The 15,641-nt window shown below is 42.0% G+C and carries 15 protein-coding genes and 1 pseudogene; 5 read left to right on the top strand and 11 right to left on the bottom strand.

The annotated features are described in order from the left end of the window. Nucleotides 1–318: 318 nt before the first annotated feature. Complete coding sequence (locus tag ACTNBF_RS05770) at nucleotides 319–672, top strand: cupin domain-containing protein (RefSeq protein WP_427808835.1); 354 nt, start codon at nucleotides 319–321, stop codon at nucleotides 670–672. Nucleotides 673–801: 129 nt separating this feature from the next. Here the strand turns inward: ACTNBF_RS05770 and ACTNBF_RS05765 are convergent, their stop codons facing one another. The 4 genes from ACTNBF_RS05765 to ACTNBF_RS05750 all read right to left on the bottom strand — a co-directional run bounded on the left by ACTNBF_RS05765 (nucleotide 802) and on the right by ACTNBF_RS05750 (nucleotide 2,908). Next, nucleotides 802–1,104 (bottom strand): hypothetical protein, encoded by a 303-nt coding sequence (locus ACTNBF_RS05765; protein WP_441088894.1) that lies wholly within the window; start codon nucleotides 1,102–1,104, stop codon nucleotides 802–804. A gap of 66 nt (nucleotides 1,105–1,170) precedes the next feature. After that, nucleotides 1,171–1,887 carry a tetratricopeptide repeat protein gene (locus tag ACTNBF_RS05760; protein WP_427820698.1) on the bottom strand — a complete coding sequence of 239 codons (717 nt, stop codon included), beginning with the start codon at nucleotides 1,885–1,887 and terminating at the stop codon, nucleotides 1,171–1,173. 198 nt (nucleotides 1,888–2,085) lie between these two features. Next, nucleotides 2,086–2,343: a sporulation transcriptional regulator SpoIIID gene (gene spoIIID / locus ACTNBF_RS05755; RefSeq protein WP_427807583.1), complete on the bottom strand. Its 258-nt coding sequence runs from the start codon at nucleotides 2,341–2,343 to the stop codon at nucleotides 2,086–2,088. Between the two features lie 112 nt (nucleotides 2,344–2,455). Then, on the bottom strand, nucleotides 2,456–2,908 hold the full coding sequence (locus ACTNBF_RS05750; RefSeq protein ID WP_441088893.1) for a hypothetical protein: 453 nt from the start codon (nucleotides 2,906–2,908) through the stop codon (nucleotides 2,456–2,458). A gap of 136 nt (nucleotides 2,909–3,044) precedes the next feature. Here ACTNBF_RS05750 and ACTNBF_RS05745 point away from each other — a divergent pair, with 136 nt between their 5' ends. Beyond that, nucleotides 3,045–3,206: an Arc family DNA-binding protein gene (locus ACTNBF_RS05745; RefSeq protein ID WP_427807587.1), complete on the top strand. Its 162-nt coding sequence runs from the start codon at nucleotides 3,045–3,047 to the stop codon at nucleotides 3,204–3,206. Nucleotides 3,207–3,326: 120 nt separating this feature from the next. Then, complete coding sequence (locus ACTNBF_RS05740; RefSeq protein WP_427807589.1) at nucleotides 3,327–3,560, top strand: helix-turn-helix domain-containing protein; 234 nt, start codon at nucleotides 3,327–3,329, stop codon at nucleotides 3,558–3,560. 259 nt (nucleotides 3,561–3,819) lie between these two features. Here ACTNBF_RS05740 and ACTNBF_RS05735 read toward each other — a convergent pair whose 3' ends face one another. Further along, nucleotides 3,820–4,149, bottom strand: coding sequence for a helix-turn-helix domain-containing protein (locus ACTNBF_RS05735; RefSeq protein ID WP_427807591.1), 330 nt, complete (start codon nucleotides 4,147–4,149; stop codon nucleotides 3,820–3,822). A 322-nt stretch (nucleotides 4,150–4,471) separates the two neighbouring features. Here ACTNBF_RS05735 and ACTNBF_RS05730 point away from each other — a divergent pair, with 322 nt between their 5' ends. Both ACTNBF_RS05730 and ACTNBF_RS05725 read left to right on the top strand, forming a co-directional pair. After that, nucleotides 4,472–5,179, top strand: a complete 708-nt coding sequence (locus ACTNBF_RS05730; protein ID WP_441088892.1) for a TraX family protein — start codon at nucleotides 4,472–4,474, stop codon at nucleotides 5,177–5,179. A 130-nt stretch (nucleotides 5,180–5,309) separates the two neighbouring features. Next, entirely contained in the window at nucleotides 5,310–6,485 is a 1,176-nt protein-coding gene (locus tag ACTNBF_RS05725; protein WP_427807596.1) for a M20 metallopeptidase family protein, read from the top strand. A gap of 124 nt (nucleotides 6,486–6,609) precedes the next feature. Here the strand turns inward: ACTNBF_RS05725 and ACTNBF_RS05720 are convergent. From ACTNBF_RS05720 to ACTNBF_RS05695, 6 genes and pseudogenes are all read right to left on the bottom strand, one after another. Then, nucleotides 6,610–7,052, bottom strand: a pseudogene (locus ACTNBF_RS05720) (glucuronate isomerase); the annotation flags it as partial. Nucleotides 7,053–7,169: 117 nt separating this feature from the next. Further along, a complete protein-coding gene (locus ACTNBF_RS05715) occupies nucleotides 7,170–7,769 on the bottom strand; it encodes a hypothetical protein (RefSeq protein ID WP_441025062.1) in 600 nt (199 codons plus the stop codon). A gap of 15 nt (nucleotides 7,770–7,784) precedes the next feature. After that, on the bottom strand, nucleotides 7,785–10,208 hold the full coding sequence (locus tag ACTNBF_RS05710; RefSeq protein ID WP_441088891.1) for a glycoside hydrolase family 3 C-terminal domain-containing protein: 2,424 nt from the start codon (nucleotides 10,206–10,208) through the stop codon (nucleotides 7,785–7,787). A 76-nt stretch (nucleotides 10,209–10,284) separates the two neighbouring features. Further along, nucleotides 10,285–13,170 (bottom strand): glycoside hydrolase family 3 C-terminal domain-containing protein, encoded by a 2,886-nt coding sequence (locus tag ACTNBF_RS05705; RefSeq protein WP_441088890.1) that lies wholly within the window; start codon nucleotides 13,168–13,170, stop codon nucleotides 10,285–10,287. A 281-nt stretch (nucleotides 13,171–13,451) separates the two neighbouring features. Beyond that, nucleotides 13,452–14,864, bottom strand: coding sequence for an ATP-binding protein (locus tag ACTNBF_RS05700; protein ID WP_441088889.1), 1,413 nt, complete (start codon nucleotides 14,862–14,864; stop codon nucleotides 13,452–13,454). After that, complete coding sequence (locus ACTNBF_RS05695; protein ID WP_441088888.1) at nucleotides 14,768–15,475, bottom strand: LytR/AlgR family response regulator transcription factor; 708 nt, start codon at nucleotides 15,473–15,475, stop codon at nucleotides 14,768–14,770. The genes ACTNBF_RS05700 and ACTNBF_RS05695 overlap by 97 nt, the downstream gene beginning before the upstream one ends. Nucleotides 15,476–15,641 lie beyond the last annotated feature (166 nt).

Genomic DNA, 15,641 nt, shown 5'->3' with positions numbered 1-15,641 from the left:
TATATACCTCTTATCCGTTTCTTTCGTTCGCTGCTCCTTCCAAAGTCTTGCGCATCGGATATACATCATTTTATCTCTTTATCCTTCTTAAGACAACTGACAATTGCAGAAAAAATGACTGGGGCGGGTACGGTAGCCACTTTTGCAGATATGTACCCGTCCCTCCAGTTCACCCATCCCCGCCCGGTCACCAAAATCGAAATAAATACATATGATATATCAAAAGCGTCAAAGGTTATTTCTATGATACCTCGCAATTGCACACCACATATATCTCACGATTTCAGACCATATGTAACAAATGTCGAGCAAAAAGCAATGAACAACACCAATTTCCGTACTGCCATTTGGACGGGCCGTTACGCACAGATGACTCTGATGAGCATTCCTGTCTGTTCAGATATTGGACTGGAAATTCATCCGGAAACGGATCAGATTATTCGGATCGAACAGGGAATGGCGCTGGTGAAAATGGGGCAGCGCAAAAATGAATTGAAGTTTCAGATGGAAGTCTGCAAGGATGATACCATTTTTGTTCCAGCCGGAACATGGCATAATGTGATCAATATTGGCAGAACGCCTTTGAAAGTTTCTTCGATTTATGCACCGCCCCACCACCCGGCTGGAACGGTTCACCGCACGAAAGAAGAAGCGGAGGCGGCTCACAATTAACCGGAAGCTCCCAAATTGTGATATGCATGACGCAAAAATCCCTGTATAGTTTTCAGAATCTATACAGGGATTTTCTACTGTGCAAAATCATGCAAATGGCATCATGCTCACAATACACCAAACAGTTTCTCAGTGGTCATCATTTATGATCCTTTCACTGGGTGCATCTGCATTTTCAAGCATACTTTCCACGCAATTCGCTAAGGTTACATCTACAAATCGCCCTACGTCAATACCGCGCAATTCAAAGAAAAGAAGTGGATTTTCATCAAACCTGGCTCCGATTCCATATAACGCCTTCCATTTGTCCGCTTCGAACTTTTCCTTCCACGGCAGAATTTTCTCCGAAAACTCCCCTTCCTGCTCATCCAACAAAAATCCGTTTTTCGTAATTCGAAAACGCAGTCGCTTCTGTATTTCTACTTGTTTCATCTCCTATATCCTCTGTTCCCCGGTTTGCAAATTGCTTCCAGACCGCTTATTTTATATAAAGCAATTTTACATAAACGGCAGATCTTCATCAAAGAAATCAAAGTCATCGTCTTCCTCGTCAAAATCCGGGAAATCAAAATATTTCTCCAGATACTCTTCGTATTTCTGAATCGCCTTGTCGATCTGCTTTTTCTCTTTTTTCTTTCCTTCTGCTTCATACAATTTAGATGCAGCCGTAAACATAATATCATTTTCATCTAAACAATCTGTTTTATCAAAAATAAACTGATCCACCAGCTTCTCCGCTGCATCAAATTCTTTTGTTTTTATATAAGCGTAAACTCCTGCCGTTGCCGCCATAATATTTTCAGGTTCTTTCTGTATCCACTCTTTACAAAATCGAACCGCTTCCTCCGTTCGTCCGAGCGATTCGAGGGCAGATGATTTTCTGAATTTCAAATCAGAACCGGTATAGTCCGGCCAGCTGAACATAGTGAGCAAATCATCGCACATTTTCAGCAGTATCTCATGCTCGCCTCTCATATCCATCTCATCAAAGCAATCCTCAATCCATCCCTGAATATCGTATTCATAATCGGTAATATCATCGATCATTTCTATTTCGGATGCAAAATTCGGATTATTCTGTCTTTCTTCGCGAACAATTTCCTTCAGAAGCTCGAACGCCTGCTGCCAGCAATTTCCATCCGCTTCTGCACGAATCATATTGTTATAGCATTTTGCCGTCAGTTTATTGAATGTTTTCCATTTCTTATTCTGCATATTATTTTCTCCATATGTGTAAGTAAGTAACTCGGTTTACTGTTTGATAGAATTGCTCCAATTTTTCATTATACTCTTTTTAGGGGATGATGGAAACATAAATATTGCAGTACTGAGAACTATTTATTGAGGGGAAACTATGTTCTGGACATGAAATGTGAAATGGTTGGGAGCACAGCAAGCTTCCAACCACTTTCTTCAATGATGTTCCATATGTAAATATTTTTCTCGGGTGGCAAGTCCACCGCGGATATGGCGCTCGGACTTGTTGAGATCCAGTATCTTCCGTGCATCTGCTGCTAAAGCCGGGTTGATCTGGAGGAGACGTTCAGTACAGTCTTTATGTACAGTACTCTTACTAATTCCAAACTGTTTTGCCGTCTGCCTCACCGTTGCGTTATTTTCTATAATATAATTTGCAATCTCCACGGCTCTTTTTGCAATATAATCCTTCAAAAAAATCCCCCTGCAAACATTGTTTTTACAATGTATGCAGGAGCCGTTTATAAATATTCGATAATTTCTTTTTCCTCATATACTTTTAATCAAAAGCAGGAGTCTTCTCATGCTAAGATAAACTATAATAAAAAACAATTTTCACAAGTTTATCTGCCGGCACGATCATAATCTCTTTCGTCGAACACATCAAGTCCCGGAAATCTTGTATCACACTCTCCTCCACATACTCATTGATTATCATGGCATCGCCGGTAAATTCAATTGTTCCTACATATCCTTTTTCAGAATCTATCTCCACATTTAAGAAGAGTTCCTGTGCCACATGAAGTGCTTTCTTTGCCATTTTTTCAAAATGTTTTACTCGTTCCTGACTTATATTGTTCAGCTTCGCATCTATTTTCATTTTCGCCATTTCAACTATGACCTGTGCCTCCATCAGTTTCTGTTTTTTATCCCTAATTTGTTCTTCCTCACTCATTTTACACATCTTTGCCTTGATTTTCTCTTCAATAATCCTGTCACTCATCTTAGATTCCTCATAATAAAGCCTTCTAATTTTCATTCAAAAATACTCCCTTTTGATAAATATAGTGTACTTATTTTAAGTCCATTTATGACATCATAACACTTTCTATACTTAAAATGAACTTATTGTACAAACTTAAATATGTACTCATTTTAAATAGGAAGGATGTATTATGGAAAAAGAGAAACATTTAGGATTGCGAATAGATGCAGAAACACATCAGAAATTAAAAAGCCTGGCTGAATTTGATGGCCGTTCTATCAACGGTGAGGTTCTTTATTTAATTCGTCAGGCCATCATCCAACATGAGCAGCAGCAAGGACCATTAAAATAAATCTAATAAATATCATTCTCTTCCATATTTTGGACTAATTTTAGTCCCATTATATCATTTTCAACCGCTATGATAAACAGAATAGGACTAATTTTAGTCCACTTTTTTGAGGATGATATTATGGAACAAAAGATAAAACAATCTAATGCAAATATTGGAAAGAATATAAGGGAAATACGTTTAAATGCTGGCATTGGCCAAACGGAATTGGTTGGCCAGTTGCAGCTTCATGATGTAAATATGACTCGTGAGACCCTGGTTAAAATCGAACGCGGAATTCAACATATTACTGTCTCCCAGCTAAAGGGAATACGTGACTGTCTGAATACTACTTATGATGAATTATTAAAATAGAGTTACTACGACGAATCTTAACGCATAGTTCTGTCCTCATCTTAATTCCTTTAAATTCTCCCCAAATCAGGTGTCCACAAGGAGCAATCTCCCGGTACCGCGGCATTTTTCGAAGGATATGCCATTGATACTCCGTCTTATTCTGCCCCAGTCTTAGCAATACATATTGTATGTAGTCTTATTGTAACGCAGCTGAGCCCCAAAATCATTCAATTCATAATTGAATTAACTCTTACGATGGCTCAACAAAAAAGCAGCCTTAAGCTGCCTCTTCCTTTAATTTCATATAATATAACAGAATTCTGTCGGGTATCTTCTCCCATTTTATTTCATAACGATTATCTACATACATTATACCAGGATGTTCTTCCTGCTGACCTACGATCAGCGAGTCCATTGAAACATTCAGCAGCCTGCTTAAGCGATACAGATTATCCAGACTCGGAAGACTTTTTCCTGAAAACCATGCGTAAACAGCCTGAAAAGATCCAACGAGTAACTTCTCTTGAATATCTTTCACGGATATATTTCTTACCTTGCACATTTCTTTAATTTTATGCCCTGTTTTTTTAATATCAATTTCCTGCATTCGCTTTCTCCTTTTCGCCTAAAAGCATTATCTTCTTTTTATTAGATCATCCAATTCCTGCATTTCATCCTCTTTGTTTAACTGAAGTATATCATCTATATATTTATAATTCAATCCAGACATCAGAAAAGGGGGAAATTCTAATTTCATTTTCTTTTATTGATATATTTTCATTCCCGCAAAAAGACGGATTCATCATTTTTCGCTTTCTTTTTAACACTTCATACTGTATAATGGAGCCACTATCCAAAACTTTTTAACATTTTTACTTGAATACCATGAAGGGAGATGAAAATAATATGAAAGAAAAAATCAACAATCTATGCAGCAAAGTTCAGTTTCTTTCAGGGCATGGTTAAAGCTGATCGCCATCACATCCATGCTTATTGACCATGTAAACAAAGCACTGATTTATCCAAATCTGACTTCAAATGACGGAGTCCTTACTGTTGTGAGTAATCTATTTGACATTATCGGCAGAATTGCATTCCCATTGTTTTGTTTTTTGCTGGTTGAAGGTTATTTCAAAACCCGAAGCCGAAAGAAATATCTGTTTAATTTACTGTTATTCGGTGTAATATCAGAAGTACCTTTTGATATGTTTACAACGGCATGTTTTTTTAATATGAACTGGAATAACGTCATGTTCACTCTGGCGTTTGTTCTCATGACAATATGGAGTATAGACATTTTAAAAGAAAAAATGCAGAAGCTGCCAAAAGTGCTTTGGTATTTTGTATCGTGGATTATTATTATCATAATGTGCATAGCTGCCATATATTTGAGTCTTGATTATGAGCACCACGCTATTTTAATCGGTTATTTCTTTTATCTGTTCCATGATGTGCCGCTCTTTGCCATTCCTTTGGGTTACGCTTCCATGTATACACAGCCTTGGTCACTTTTAGGCTTTGGTCTGACACTTACATATAACGGCGAGCGTGGCAAACAGAATAAAATGCTTAACTATTGGTTTTATCCTGCCCATTTGCTCACCCTTGGAATACTCCGCCTTTACCTTGGTATTTAGTACAATGAAATACCATCGCTGCTCCGTTACACTCTTAAGGACTTATTATATCATAAAAATTTTATAATTGTACCCTGCAAATTGTGCTACAATACAATTATTCACCAATTTAAGAACAGGAGGAGATTTCATGATGGGAAATGAATTATTAAAAGAGGCTGCCGAACTGCAGGGACAACTTGTTGAATGGAGAAGATCGCTTCATCAGATTCCGGAGACGGGAACAACTCTCCCTCAGACAATTGCATTTATCAAAGCGAGATTAGACGAGATGGGAATTTCATACAAAGTATACGAAGATATTTCATGCATTGAAGCAACGATCGGTTCGGGGGAAAAGTGCTTCATGCTCCGCAGTGATGTAGACGCACTTCCTGTGACGGAGGAAGCTGATGTACCGTTTAAATCCACCAATGGCTGCATGCACGGATGTGGTCATGACATGCACGGAACTTTCTTGCTGGGTGCGGCAAAGCTCTTAAAAGCGCATGAAGATGAATTAAAAGGAACGGTTAAATTGTTATTCCAGTCAGGAGAGGAAGTATTCCAGGGTGCTAAAAAAGCTGTAGCGGCAGGTGTGCTGGAGAATCCGCATGTGGATGCTGCTTTTGCAATGCATGTAATCGCAATCATTCCGAAGGGTATTATCATGACCGGCAAAGAGCCAATGTCTTCTGTAGACGGTTTTAAAATCACACTGATCGGTCATGGCGGACACGGCTCTATGCCGGAAGCTTGTGTTGATCCGATCAACGCAGCCGTTCAGGTCTATCTTGCCCTTCAGTCACTGATCGCACGTGAGATCGGCGGAACGGAAGAAGCTGTTCTTACAATCGGCCAGCTTGCTGCAGGCGATGTATCGAATGTAATTCCTGAGCGTGCCGTTCTTCAGGGAACTCTTCGTACCTTTAAGAAAGAGGTTCGCGAAAGACTTGTTAAACGAATTGAAGAGGTTGCCAAAGGTGTTGCCATGACTTACCGCTGCCAGATGGAATATGAAACCTTAAGTTCGTGCCCAAGTGTCGTTACAGATGATGCCGTAACTGCTCTGGTAGAGGATACCGTTAAATCCATGCTGCCGCAGATTCAGGTCATTCGTGGCGGCCACGGAATGGGCTCAGAAGATTTCGCTGAAATTACCGATAAAGTGCCTGGTTCTTACTACATGATCGGTGCCGGACCGGAAGATCCTTCCAAACGTGTTGGGCAGCACAATCCAAAGGTTTTATTTAACGAGGATATCTTATCCACAGGTGCGGCAATCTACGCTCAAGTAGCAATGAACTGGCTGGACAAGAACGCATAAATTCTTTGTAATTTGAATAAAAAAAATATTTCCTTGCAGGCCATTTTGAATCATGGCTGCAAGGAAATTTTTATTTACCGGTCTTCTCTCCCCTCATTTTTCCTTTCGTCATATCCTGCATGGTTTATAACTCAAATCCAAAGTATTTTACTGCATTATTATAAGAAATTCCGCATACGATTTTTTCCAATGCCTTGTAGTCCGCCGGGTATTCTCCGTTTTCTACCCATCCGCCGATCAGTTCGCGCATGATTCTATGGAAATACTCATGTCTTGTGTAGGACAGGAAGCTTCTGGAATCTGTCAGCATTCCCACAAAGTTTCCGAGCAGCCCGAGATTTACCAGGGATGTCATCTGCGCGATCATTCCCTGCTTGTGATCGTTGAACCACCATGCACTTCCCTGTTGGATCTTGCCGGCAGCCTCTGTTCCCTGGAAGCATCCGAGGATCGTTCCGATCGCCTCATTATCATTCGGATTCAGGGAGTAGAGAATCGTTTTCTGAAGTTCATCCGTCGCGATCAGTGATTCAGGGAATCTGCCGTCTCGGAACTTGGCGCATGGGAGAAATAGGGACGTTGCATCTTGACACGATGTTGGGGGCAAAAGCCATGTCTTTAAACAAATGTATTAATTGTTTGTGAATTGCACGAAATATTACGTCAAAATCCTTTGCAACGTCCCTATTTCTCTCCTTCCGGAAAGATAATCTTAAATACAAAGAAGAAGATCACCATGGAAACTCCACCTGTAATGAAGGTTACGAGCAGATTATAAACTGCAGGCGGAACATATGCTGATGCGATCGGCATCCATAAATTATTGAATCCGTTACATACCAGCGATATTACTACCCATGCGATAAAGTACCACATTGCCTGGTAAAAAGGATTTCCTTTACTCTTAAAAGTGATATTTCTCTGCAGAGGAAAATTAATGCATTGCGCAAGAAACGAACCCGTTTCGTAGCTGATAAAATATCCAAGTCCGCCCCCTATCATAACCGCTCCGCTGGCATCACGAAGTACGTTATATCCCAAAAGGCTCCATGTAAAATCCACTCCGAAGAGATGCATTTCTTTCTGTGGCCACATGAATTCTGTTCCGGCAAGGCCGATTCCGAGGATCCCCGGCATGAATGTGAAGACCAGATACTGGAATACGGTAACGCCCATGCTGAACACAAAGAAGTAAAAAATCTGATATACCCATTTTGCCAGTTTGGGATGTTTTTCTTCAAATCCACCCCAAATGCTCATCCATTTTTCTTTCAAATTACCCATTTTTATACCTCACTTTTACTTACGGGAAATTTTTGCTGTGTAGGCTTTATTTTCCTTTGAATTTTTAAAGAAGCCTGATATGATCTGTTTCATTCCCCGAAAGAAATGTCCGTTGACTGCTGTCACCATTCCTCTGACCATGTCCATGCTTACCATTCCGTTTGTCATTTTGGCAATTCCACGGAACGGCATATTGTAAATGAAGAGAATATTCAGATCCGGTTTTCCTTTCTCTTCACTTTTTTTCTTAAGGTTGGTTAATATCTTATATATCAGGCGTGAGGCCGGACTCTTTGCGTAATACATCTGACAAATCGCATCGTTCATTCCCAATTCTCCGCCCCATTTTCCGTCCGGAATCTCATGCCCGAGAAGTTTTTTGAATTCTTCATCTTCCACCTGCTGCACCAGTCCGGAATAGTAAGACGACATTTCTTCTTTGTTGTATGGAATCACTGCTTCTGTTCCTGCAATTTCCACTGTAGTCCGAAGTCTGATGTCTGCCACACTGGCTCCGATCATGATCTGCCATGTGCCAACCTCTACTTCCCAGCGGTTTGTTTTCACATTCCAGTAACGGAACGTTTTATCGTCAAATGGTATAGTGACGGTCTGGCTTTCGCCTGCTTTCAGGAATACTTTTTTAAATCCTTTCAGTTCTTTTGCCGGACGGAATATTTTCCCATTTTCCATTCCAACATAGAACTGCGCCACTTCCGCCCCATCACAGGTACCGGTGTTGGACAGTGTAAATGTAACGCCGTTTTCATCAGCATGAACATCTGCGTACTCGAATGTGGTATAAGAAAGCCCATATCCAAACGGATACTGCACGCGGACTTTGCTTGTGTCATAATAACGATACCCCACATAAACGCTTTCCCGGTATTCGGCATTTCTCTGATTACTTGGAAAATTACGGAAAGCCGGTGTATCTTCGTATTTGATTGGATAGGTTTCTGCAAGTCTTCCGGATGGATTGACTTTTCCGGTAAGAATATTGAGCATGGCACTGGCACCAGCCTGTCCGCTTAAGTATCCATGTAAAATTGCTTTACAGCAGTAATGCCATGGCATTTCAATCGCCGCTCCTGCGCTTAGCAAGCCTACTACATTCGAATTGACCTGTACGATTGCCTGGAGCAGTTCGATCTGATTCTGCGGAATTCTCATATGCGTACGATCCATTCCTTCGGACTCACTGAGTTCATCCAGTCCAAAGCAATAAATGACGATATCTGCCATTGCTGCCAGATCAAGGGCTTCTTTCTTCAGTGCCGCATCTTCTTCGCCGTTCCGTTTATAGCCACGATTAATTCCAACAATATCAAGATCATATTTCTCCACTGACTTTTCGATCGTCTCCAGGTAAGTTGGATTGACCATAGAAGAACCTACCCCCTGATATCTCGGTTCTACTGCGAAATCGCCGATAATCGCGACTTTACTTCCCGGAGCCAGTGGAAGGATTCCTCCATCATTTTTAAGGAGGACTGCACTTTCTTCCGCTGCCCTACGTGCCAGGTTATGGTGTTCGCTTTCTTTAAATCCCGTCGGTTTTTTCTTTGCATTCTCTGTTAAAGTGAGAACCGCATCCAGGAGTTCATCCACACAGGCATCCAATTCATCTATCGTCAGACTTCCATTTTCCACAGCTCGCAGGATTTCTCTTGCGGAATCCAGTCCCGGTGACGGCATTTCCAGATTGGATCCTGCCGCCACACCTTTTACATGGTCATTGGAAGCCCCCCAGTCTGTAATGACGATTCCGTCAAATCCCCATTCATTTCTCAGAATCTCTTGCAAAAGGTGTTTATTTTCATTGGCGTAAACACCGTTGATCTCGTTATAACTCGTCATAATGGATTTTGATTTGCCTTCTTTCACGGCAATCTCAAATCCGGTCAGATAGATTTCCCGAAGTGTTCTTTCGTCCAGAACGGAATTCATTGCCATGCGGCGAAGTTCCTGACTGTTCACCGCGAAATGCTTCGGGCATGCATAAATGCCCTTGCTTTGAATTCCCTTTACATAAGAAGCTGCCATTTTCCCTGACAGATAGGGATCTTCTGAAAAATATTCAAAATTTCGTCCGCAGAGAGGGCTTCTTTTGATGTTAAGTCCAGGGCCCAGAAGTACATTTACTTCCTGCGACGCTGCCTCTTCTCCCAATGCGCTGCCGACAGCCTCTCCAAGATCTTCATCCCAACTATTTGCAACCGTAGCTGCTGTCGGAAAACAGGTTGCCGGCAAGGACGCATTAAGTCCCAGGTGATCTCCTGCCCCAGCCTGCTTGCGCACTCCGTGAGGCCCGTCTGAGCAGAAAATGGAAGGAAGACCCAGATGCGGGAATTCCCACGTCTGCCATACATTTTTCCCACTAAGGAACGCCGCTTTTTCTTCGAGCGTCATTTGTTTAAGTAGTTCCTGATGTTTCACTGTATATTCCTCCTAAACTTCCGAAAACCGGAACCGGAAATAAACTCCGGTTCCAGTCTCCTGGTTGTAATTGTCTTTATTCTGCCATTGCATTTCTCTTTTTCAGTTTTTTAATTGCCAGAATTTCTAATGCAATCAGACCTGCTGCCAGAATCACATCGATTACAATTGCTGTGATCTGCCATGTCATGAGACCGGTCTGCAGATTTTCCGCGTCATATGCACGGCTGTTTACAACAGTGTACATAATGTTCTTACATGCCTGACGCATTGCCTTTACAGAAGTTGCGCTTTCGGTATCAGATACATGGTTTGTTTCGGTGTCGTATGCAACCAGCATACAGTCATTTCCGTTGCAGATCATTCTGTCTGCATCCTGATATCCGTATACTCCATAATAGTCGGTCAGTGCAAATCCTTCAAATCCCCATTCATCACGAAGAATATTATTCAATACTTCCGAACATGCTTGAGCCGGTGTTGTTCCGTAGAAGTTAAATGCAGTCATAACTGCCTTTGCGCCGCCTGTCTTTACACACATCTCAAATGGTTTCAGGTAAATTTCACGTGCTGACTGTTCATTGAACCATGTGCACAGCTGATTTGTACGGTTTGTCTCCTGATCGTTCAGAGCAAAATGCTTAATGTATGCGTATACACCTTCTTTTTCCGCTCCGATAACTGCATTTGCTGCAATTGCTCCTGACAGAAGCGGGTCTTCTGAGTAGTATTCGAAGTTACGTCCTGCAAATGCACTTCTATGCATGTTCATTGCCGGTGCATACCATCCGGAAACGCCCATCTCGTCTGCCATTTTACCGATGCTCTGTCCAAATGCATCTGCAATTTCAACGTTCCATGTATTTGCAATCATCACCCCTGCCGGGAATCCAATGGATCCGGTTCCGGTAAAGTTGTTGTTAATAGAAGCAGGTCCGTCACAGTCAACTGTCTGTGCTTTTCCCACACTGCCTGCCGCCGCTGTCTGGTATCCTCCGAGTGCGATCATGGTATCCATGTCGCTGATCGTCAACTGATCTAACAATTCTTCCCACTGCTCGTCATCATAGTCAGCTCCACGAAGGTCAGCAAGTTCCAGCCCGTTCTTTGCTCCTGTTGTCGGCATTTCGTCTGCATCGTCATTGTAATCTTCCGGATTGTAGTTACTGTTATTCATGAAGGTTGCTTTGTCTTCATCTGACATCGTGAAGTTGGTCGGCGCTGCTGTCGCTTCTGCGTAATTTGCAAATCCATCAGCACGTGACAGATAGGTGATATCTCCATTTGCAAAATCAAGCTGATTTGTAGCTGCTGTTTCATCAGTAGAACGCGCGTTGTCTTCTCCATATGTAACAGTTTCATCGATTGTATATGTCTTGGTATCTACAACTGTATGAGAGTCTGTGCGAAGAGAAATCTCATAATCGCCTGCTTCAAGCACATATGCTTTTGCATTTTTATCATCATAAGATGCCATATCTTCTTCGGTAAATGTAACAGTCACTGTTTCACTTGCGCCTGGTTCAAGCATCTGTGTTTTCGCAAATCCCGCAAGATTTACAGAAGCTTTTTCAATGCCGCCGTTGGTGTACGGAGGATTGTAGTACACTTCCACAACATCTTTGCCCGCAACAGAACCGGTATTGGTTACAGTTACATCCACAGAAATTGTTCCGTTATTTACATTCAGTTCTCCCATTTCCTGCTTGAACTGTGTATAGCTCAGGCCATATCCAAATGGGTACTGTACAGCTTCTTCATAGTTAAGGAAGCCTTCCTCGGCTGCAGTTTCGTAGAAACGATATCCAACATAAATACCATCTGTATAATTTACGAAATTAGGATTAACTCCATCAACTGCAAATTCATCCATGTTATCATAAGTGAAGTTTCCAAAATTGTTGTATGTCGGTGTTGCGGTAAGATCTCTTACGAATGTATCGCTCGTCTTAGCAGACGGATTAACCTCTCCGTTTAGGATCTTGCCCAGTGAATTAAATCCGGACTGTCCGGTTCCCGGGCACCAGATCACACTCTTGATCTGGCTGTAATCTTCTACAAACCCAAGTTCCATTGTGTTTGCAGCATTTACGATCAGAATCACATTCTCATAATCTGCCGTCACACGGTCAAGCATTGCCTGCTCTCTGTTTGAAAGTTCCAGATAGTGTTTGGATGCATCCAGATCGTTTTTCTGGTCACTGTACCGAAGTCCGGAAGACCCGAATGTACCACCATCCTGGAAATTGTCTTCCACTGCCGGGTCAAGGCTTGTCGGAAGGTCAGCTCCTTCTCCGCCGGAACGTGCAATTACGACAACTGCTGTATCTGAGAATGCTTTTGCAGATTCAAAAATCCCTGCTTTGTCGTATTCCTCAACGGTCGGCTCCGGGATTGTCCAATCCTGTCCCCACATTCCGACTGTCGGACGTGTCTCACGGAAATCTTTATAGAAATCCACAAGATCCTGGTTTACTTCAAATCCTGCATTTTCCAGACCTTCCAGAAGCGAAACGGTCGGATATGCATCTGAAAGGCTTCCCGAACCGGTTCCGCCGTAAACCGGATTGGTAGAAGACCATCCGAATACATTGATCTTGGTTCCGCCTGCAAGTGGGAGCATGTTGTCTTCATTCTGAAGAAGAACAATACCCTCATCTGCAATGTCCTCGCAGAGTTCTGTCGCTTCTGCCGAAGTTTCTTCGGTAATAGTTCCATTTCCTGTAGCCAGTGAAATCATGCTGGACATTGGTCCCCAGCATATCATATTCACAATGACTACCAGAGAAAGAAGAAATGCGATCCAGCTCTGGGCACGGACAAATTTCTTCTTTGGTTTCGGCATTTTCATTACAGCAACTGTGATAATGATTGCTGCTGCAAGAATAACTGCCAGTGCGATTAAGTACGGTTTGCATGTGTTGAGGACGTTTATCACGTCCTCAATGTTGATTGCTAACATCTCTCTTCCTCCCTTTTTCGTCTGTTCATGACGTATTTTTATCTTGTGACTTGCATTTTATCAGATATTAACAACCTGTGCGGTTTTCTGCATAAACTGCACTTTTTCTGCACAAATTGCAAGCATGTTGGATATTTTATCTAATTTCTCTCCTCTTGTTTTGTGCAGTATGTATAGGGGGGCGTTCCTTTTTCCACAACCAGCGCCCTTTGGCGTAGCTGTTAAGCTGCCAAAGGGCGCTGGTCGTGGCAAAAGGAACGCCCCCTATCTACATACCCTATCTACATAGGAATCAATATTTTCAGATTAAACCAATTATCCTGTGCCGACACATCCACCTCTCCACCGTATTTTCGCACCGTATATCGGATACTCTTCAGCCCATATCCGTGGAATCTGGCATCTCCTTTTGTCGTAACCGGAAGGTTCTTATCAAATGCAAGTGAGTCTTCACAATAATTCTCAAACCGAATGATCAGAAAATTCTTCTGTGAAAATGCGGTAACATGAATCAAACGTTTTTCTTTATCCGGAATCTGTTTTTCATACTCGATTGCATTATCCAGTGCATTTCCGAAAATAGAGCAAATGTCCATAACATCCATAAAGTCAAAAAGCGGGCCGTCTACAACGCAAGTCATGGAAATGTTGTTTTTCATGCAGTACAGATTCTTTGCAGTGAGAAGTGTGTCCAAAACCTGGTTGCCGGTCTTGTTCTGAGCTTCATAATTCTGGATCTCTTCTTCCATTTTATCCAGATAGGCATTCCTTTCCTGTGTGTTGTCCTCCGCGCGAAGTGCCAGGATGTGATGCTTCAGGTCATGGTATTTATACTCTATGATTTCCATTGCTTCCTGTGACTGTTTGTACTGCACATACTGATTATGTAAAATACTCTGTACACTCTCAAGTTCATGCCGCACTCTGAGTTCCATCCTCTGTACATGATATGCATAGATGATGGCAACCCCTCCCAGATCAATCAAAGTTCTGACATTAAATACCTCCGGCATATATTGGCTGCTGAATGGTGTATTCCATGACACAAATCCTACGTTACTTATCAGGAAAACAGCCAGACCAATGATAATGTAAGACACCAGTTCTTTGTTCGTCACCATAAGCGGTTCTTCGGATTTGGTCGATCTATGGAAAATCACTCCCATTATGGCATAAAGCGCGCCATAGATCACGATCAGCCACATTACGTGTATCCAGGTACTGTCCCAGCCTTGTGTATAAACAAAATAACAATCAATCTGCCACTCCAGCGAAGCCGCAAATTCTGCCATGACAAATGCTCTCACACAGTAGTATGCTGCGTCTTTCGCATTTATTTCTCCACAAATAAATATGAACAGATACATCATACCCACTGCTGCCGCCATACAAAGCATCCACCAGATGCCTTCCATATCTCCTGTAAATTCCAGAAATGCTGCCTGCAGTACCAAGGCCCCCACCGAAACGGAAACCATTTTCCATCTGGAGTATCTTCGTTTCATTTCCAGAAGGCACAGAATGCACGCCAGCCACTCCGCCAATGCCGTAAAAAATCTGGGGATATCCGGAAGTATGATTTGCATTTCTGTAGGTGTCATTTCAAATCCCCCCAATACTTCGTCAAATCCTGCATAAATGCATTCATTCGCGGACGGCTGATCTGCAGCGATTCTCCTTTCACGATCGCGCATTTATCTTTTATTCCATCTACATGCTGAAGATTGATCAGATAACACTTATTTCCCCTGGAAAAACTTAAGCCCTCCATCTCCTCTTCTGCCGATTTCATCGTACCGGATGAGATATGTTCCCCATGTGCTGTATGGAAAATCAGATTATGTCCCACACTTTCAATATAATATATATCCTCAACATCCAGCCGCACGATTCCGCCTTTAACCGGGATTGTGATCTGTTTACTTCCCCGTTTCTTAATGCGTGCAATAGCCCGGGACAGTTTCTGGCAAAATGCGAAGTACGACACCGGTTTTAAAATATAGTCCAGTGCATCCACTTCATATCCACGGATGGCATACTGTGTCATATTCGTGATAAACATGATCACAACTTCCGAATCCTGTTTCCGTATTTCTTCCGCTGCGGACATTCCATCCATAAATTTCATCTGAATATCCATCAGAATAATATCAAATTGCGCCCTGTAATTTGATGTAATCCCATCTCCGTCCCGATATACCGTAATTTCCAGCTCTTCTTTGTATGTATTCTGGTACTCTTTCAGATACCCGGTCAATTCCTTGACATAACTTTCTTCATCTTCTACAATGGCGATTCGAATCATAAAAATATCCTCCTCTCCATTAATGGTAGTGTCAAAAACTACCTGTTTTTTTGTTCCAAAATTCAATAAAAACCTTGATTTTATGGGAGAATGCAAATAAAAAGAGCATTGACCTCCCTTTTTCTGGTATAATGTCCTCGACCAAAATTCCAAAACACCAAAGGAG

This window comes from Bariatricus sp. HCP28S3_A4 (assembly GCF_052066395.1).
GTDB lineage: Bacteria > Bacillota > Clostridia > Lachnospirales > Lachnospiraceae > Allocoprococcus.
The sequence above is the reverse complement of the archived record's forward strand: the minus strand, read 5'-3'. Positions and strand labels throughout refer to the sequence as shown.

What these genes read in the sequence shown, in the direction of transcription:
- ACTNBF_RS05745 (WP_427807587.1), top strand. Translation starts at nt 3,045, where the DNA reads ATGGAAAAAGAGAAACATTTAGGATTGCGAATAGATGCAGAAACACAT.
- ACTNBF_RS05700 (WP_441088889.1), bottom strand. Translation starts at nt 14,864, where the DNA reads ATGCGCGATCGTGAAAGGAGAATCGCTGCAGATCAGCCGTCCGCGAAT.
- ACTNBF_RS05715 (WP_441025062.1), bottom strand. Translation starts at nt 7,769, where the DNA reads ATGGGTAATTTGAAAGAAAAATGGATGAGCATTTGGGGTGGATTTGAA.
- ACTNBF_RS05705 (WP_441088890.1), bottom strand. Translation starts at nt 13,170, where the DNA reads ATGTTAGCAATCAACATTGAGGACGTGATAAACGTCCTCAACACATGC.
- ACTNBF_RS05765 (WP_441088894.1), bottom strand. Translation starts at nt 1,104, where the DNA reads ATGAAACAAGTAGAAATACAGAAGCGACTGCGTTTTCGAATTACGAAA.
- ACTNBF_RS05730 (WP_441088892.1), top strand. Translation starts at nt 4,472, where the DNA reads ATGCAGCAAAGTTCAGTTTCTTTCAGGGCATGGTTAAAGCTGATCGCC.
- ACTNBF_RS05725 (WP_427807596.1), top strand. Translation starts at nt 5,310, where the DNA reads ATGATGGGAAATGAATTATTAAAAGAGGCTGCCGAACTGCAGGGACAA.
- ACTNBF_RS05695 (WP_441088888.1), bottom strand. Translation starts at nt 15,475, where the DNA reads ATGATTCGAATCGCCATTGTAGAAGATGAAGAAAGTTATGTCAAGGAA.
- ACTNBF_RS05750 (WP_441088893.1), bottom strand. Translation starts at nt 2,908, where the DNA reads ATGAAAATTAGAAGGCTTTATTATGAGGAATCTAAGATGAGTGACAGG.
- ACTNBF_RS05760 (WP_427820698.1), bottom strand. Translation starts at nt 1,887, where the DNA reads ATGCAGAATAAGAAATGGAAAACATTCAATAAACTGACGGCAAAATGC.
- ACTNBF_RS05740 (WP_427807589.1), top strand. Translation starts at nt 3,327, where the DNA reads ATGGAACAAAAGATAAAACAATCTAATGCAAATATTGGAAAGAATATA.
- ACTNBF_RS05770 (WP_427808835.1), top strand. Translation starts at nt 319, where the DNA reads ATGAACAACACCAATTTCCGTACTGCCATTTGGACGGGCCGTTACGCA.
- ACTNBF_RS05735 (WP_427807591.1), bottom strand. Translation starts at nt 4,149, where the DNA reads ATGCAGGAAATTGATATTAAAAAAACAGGGCATAAAATTAAAGAAATG.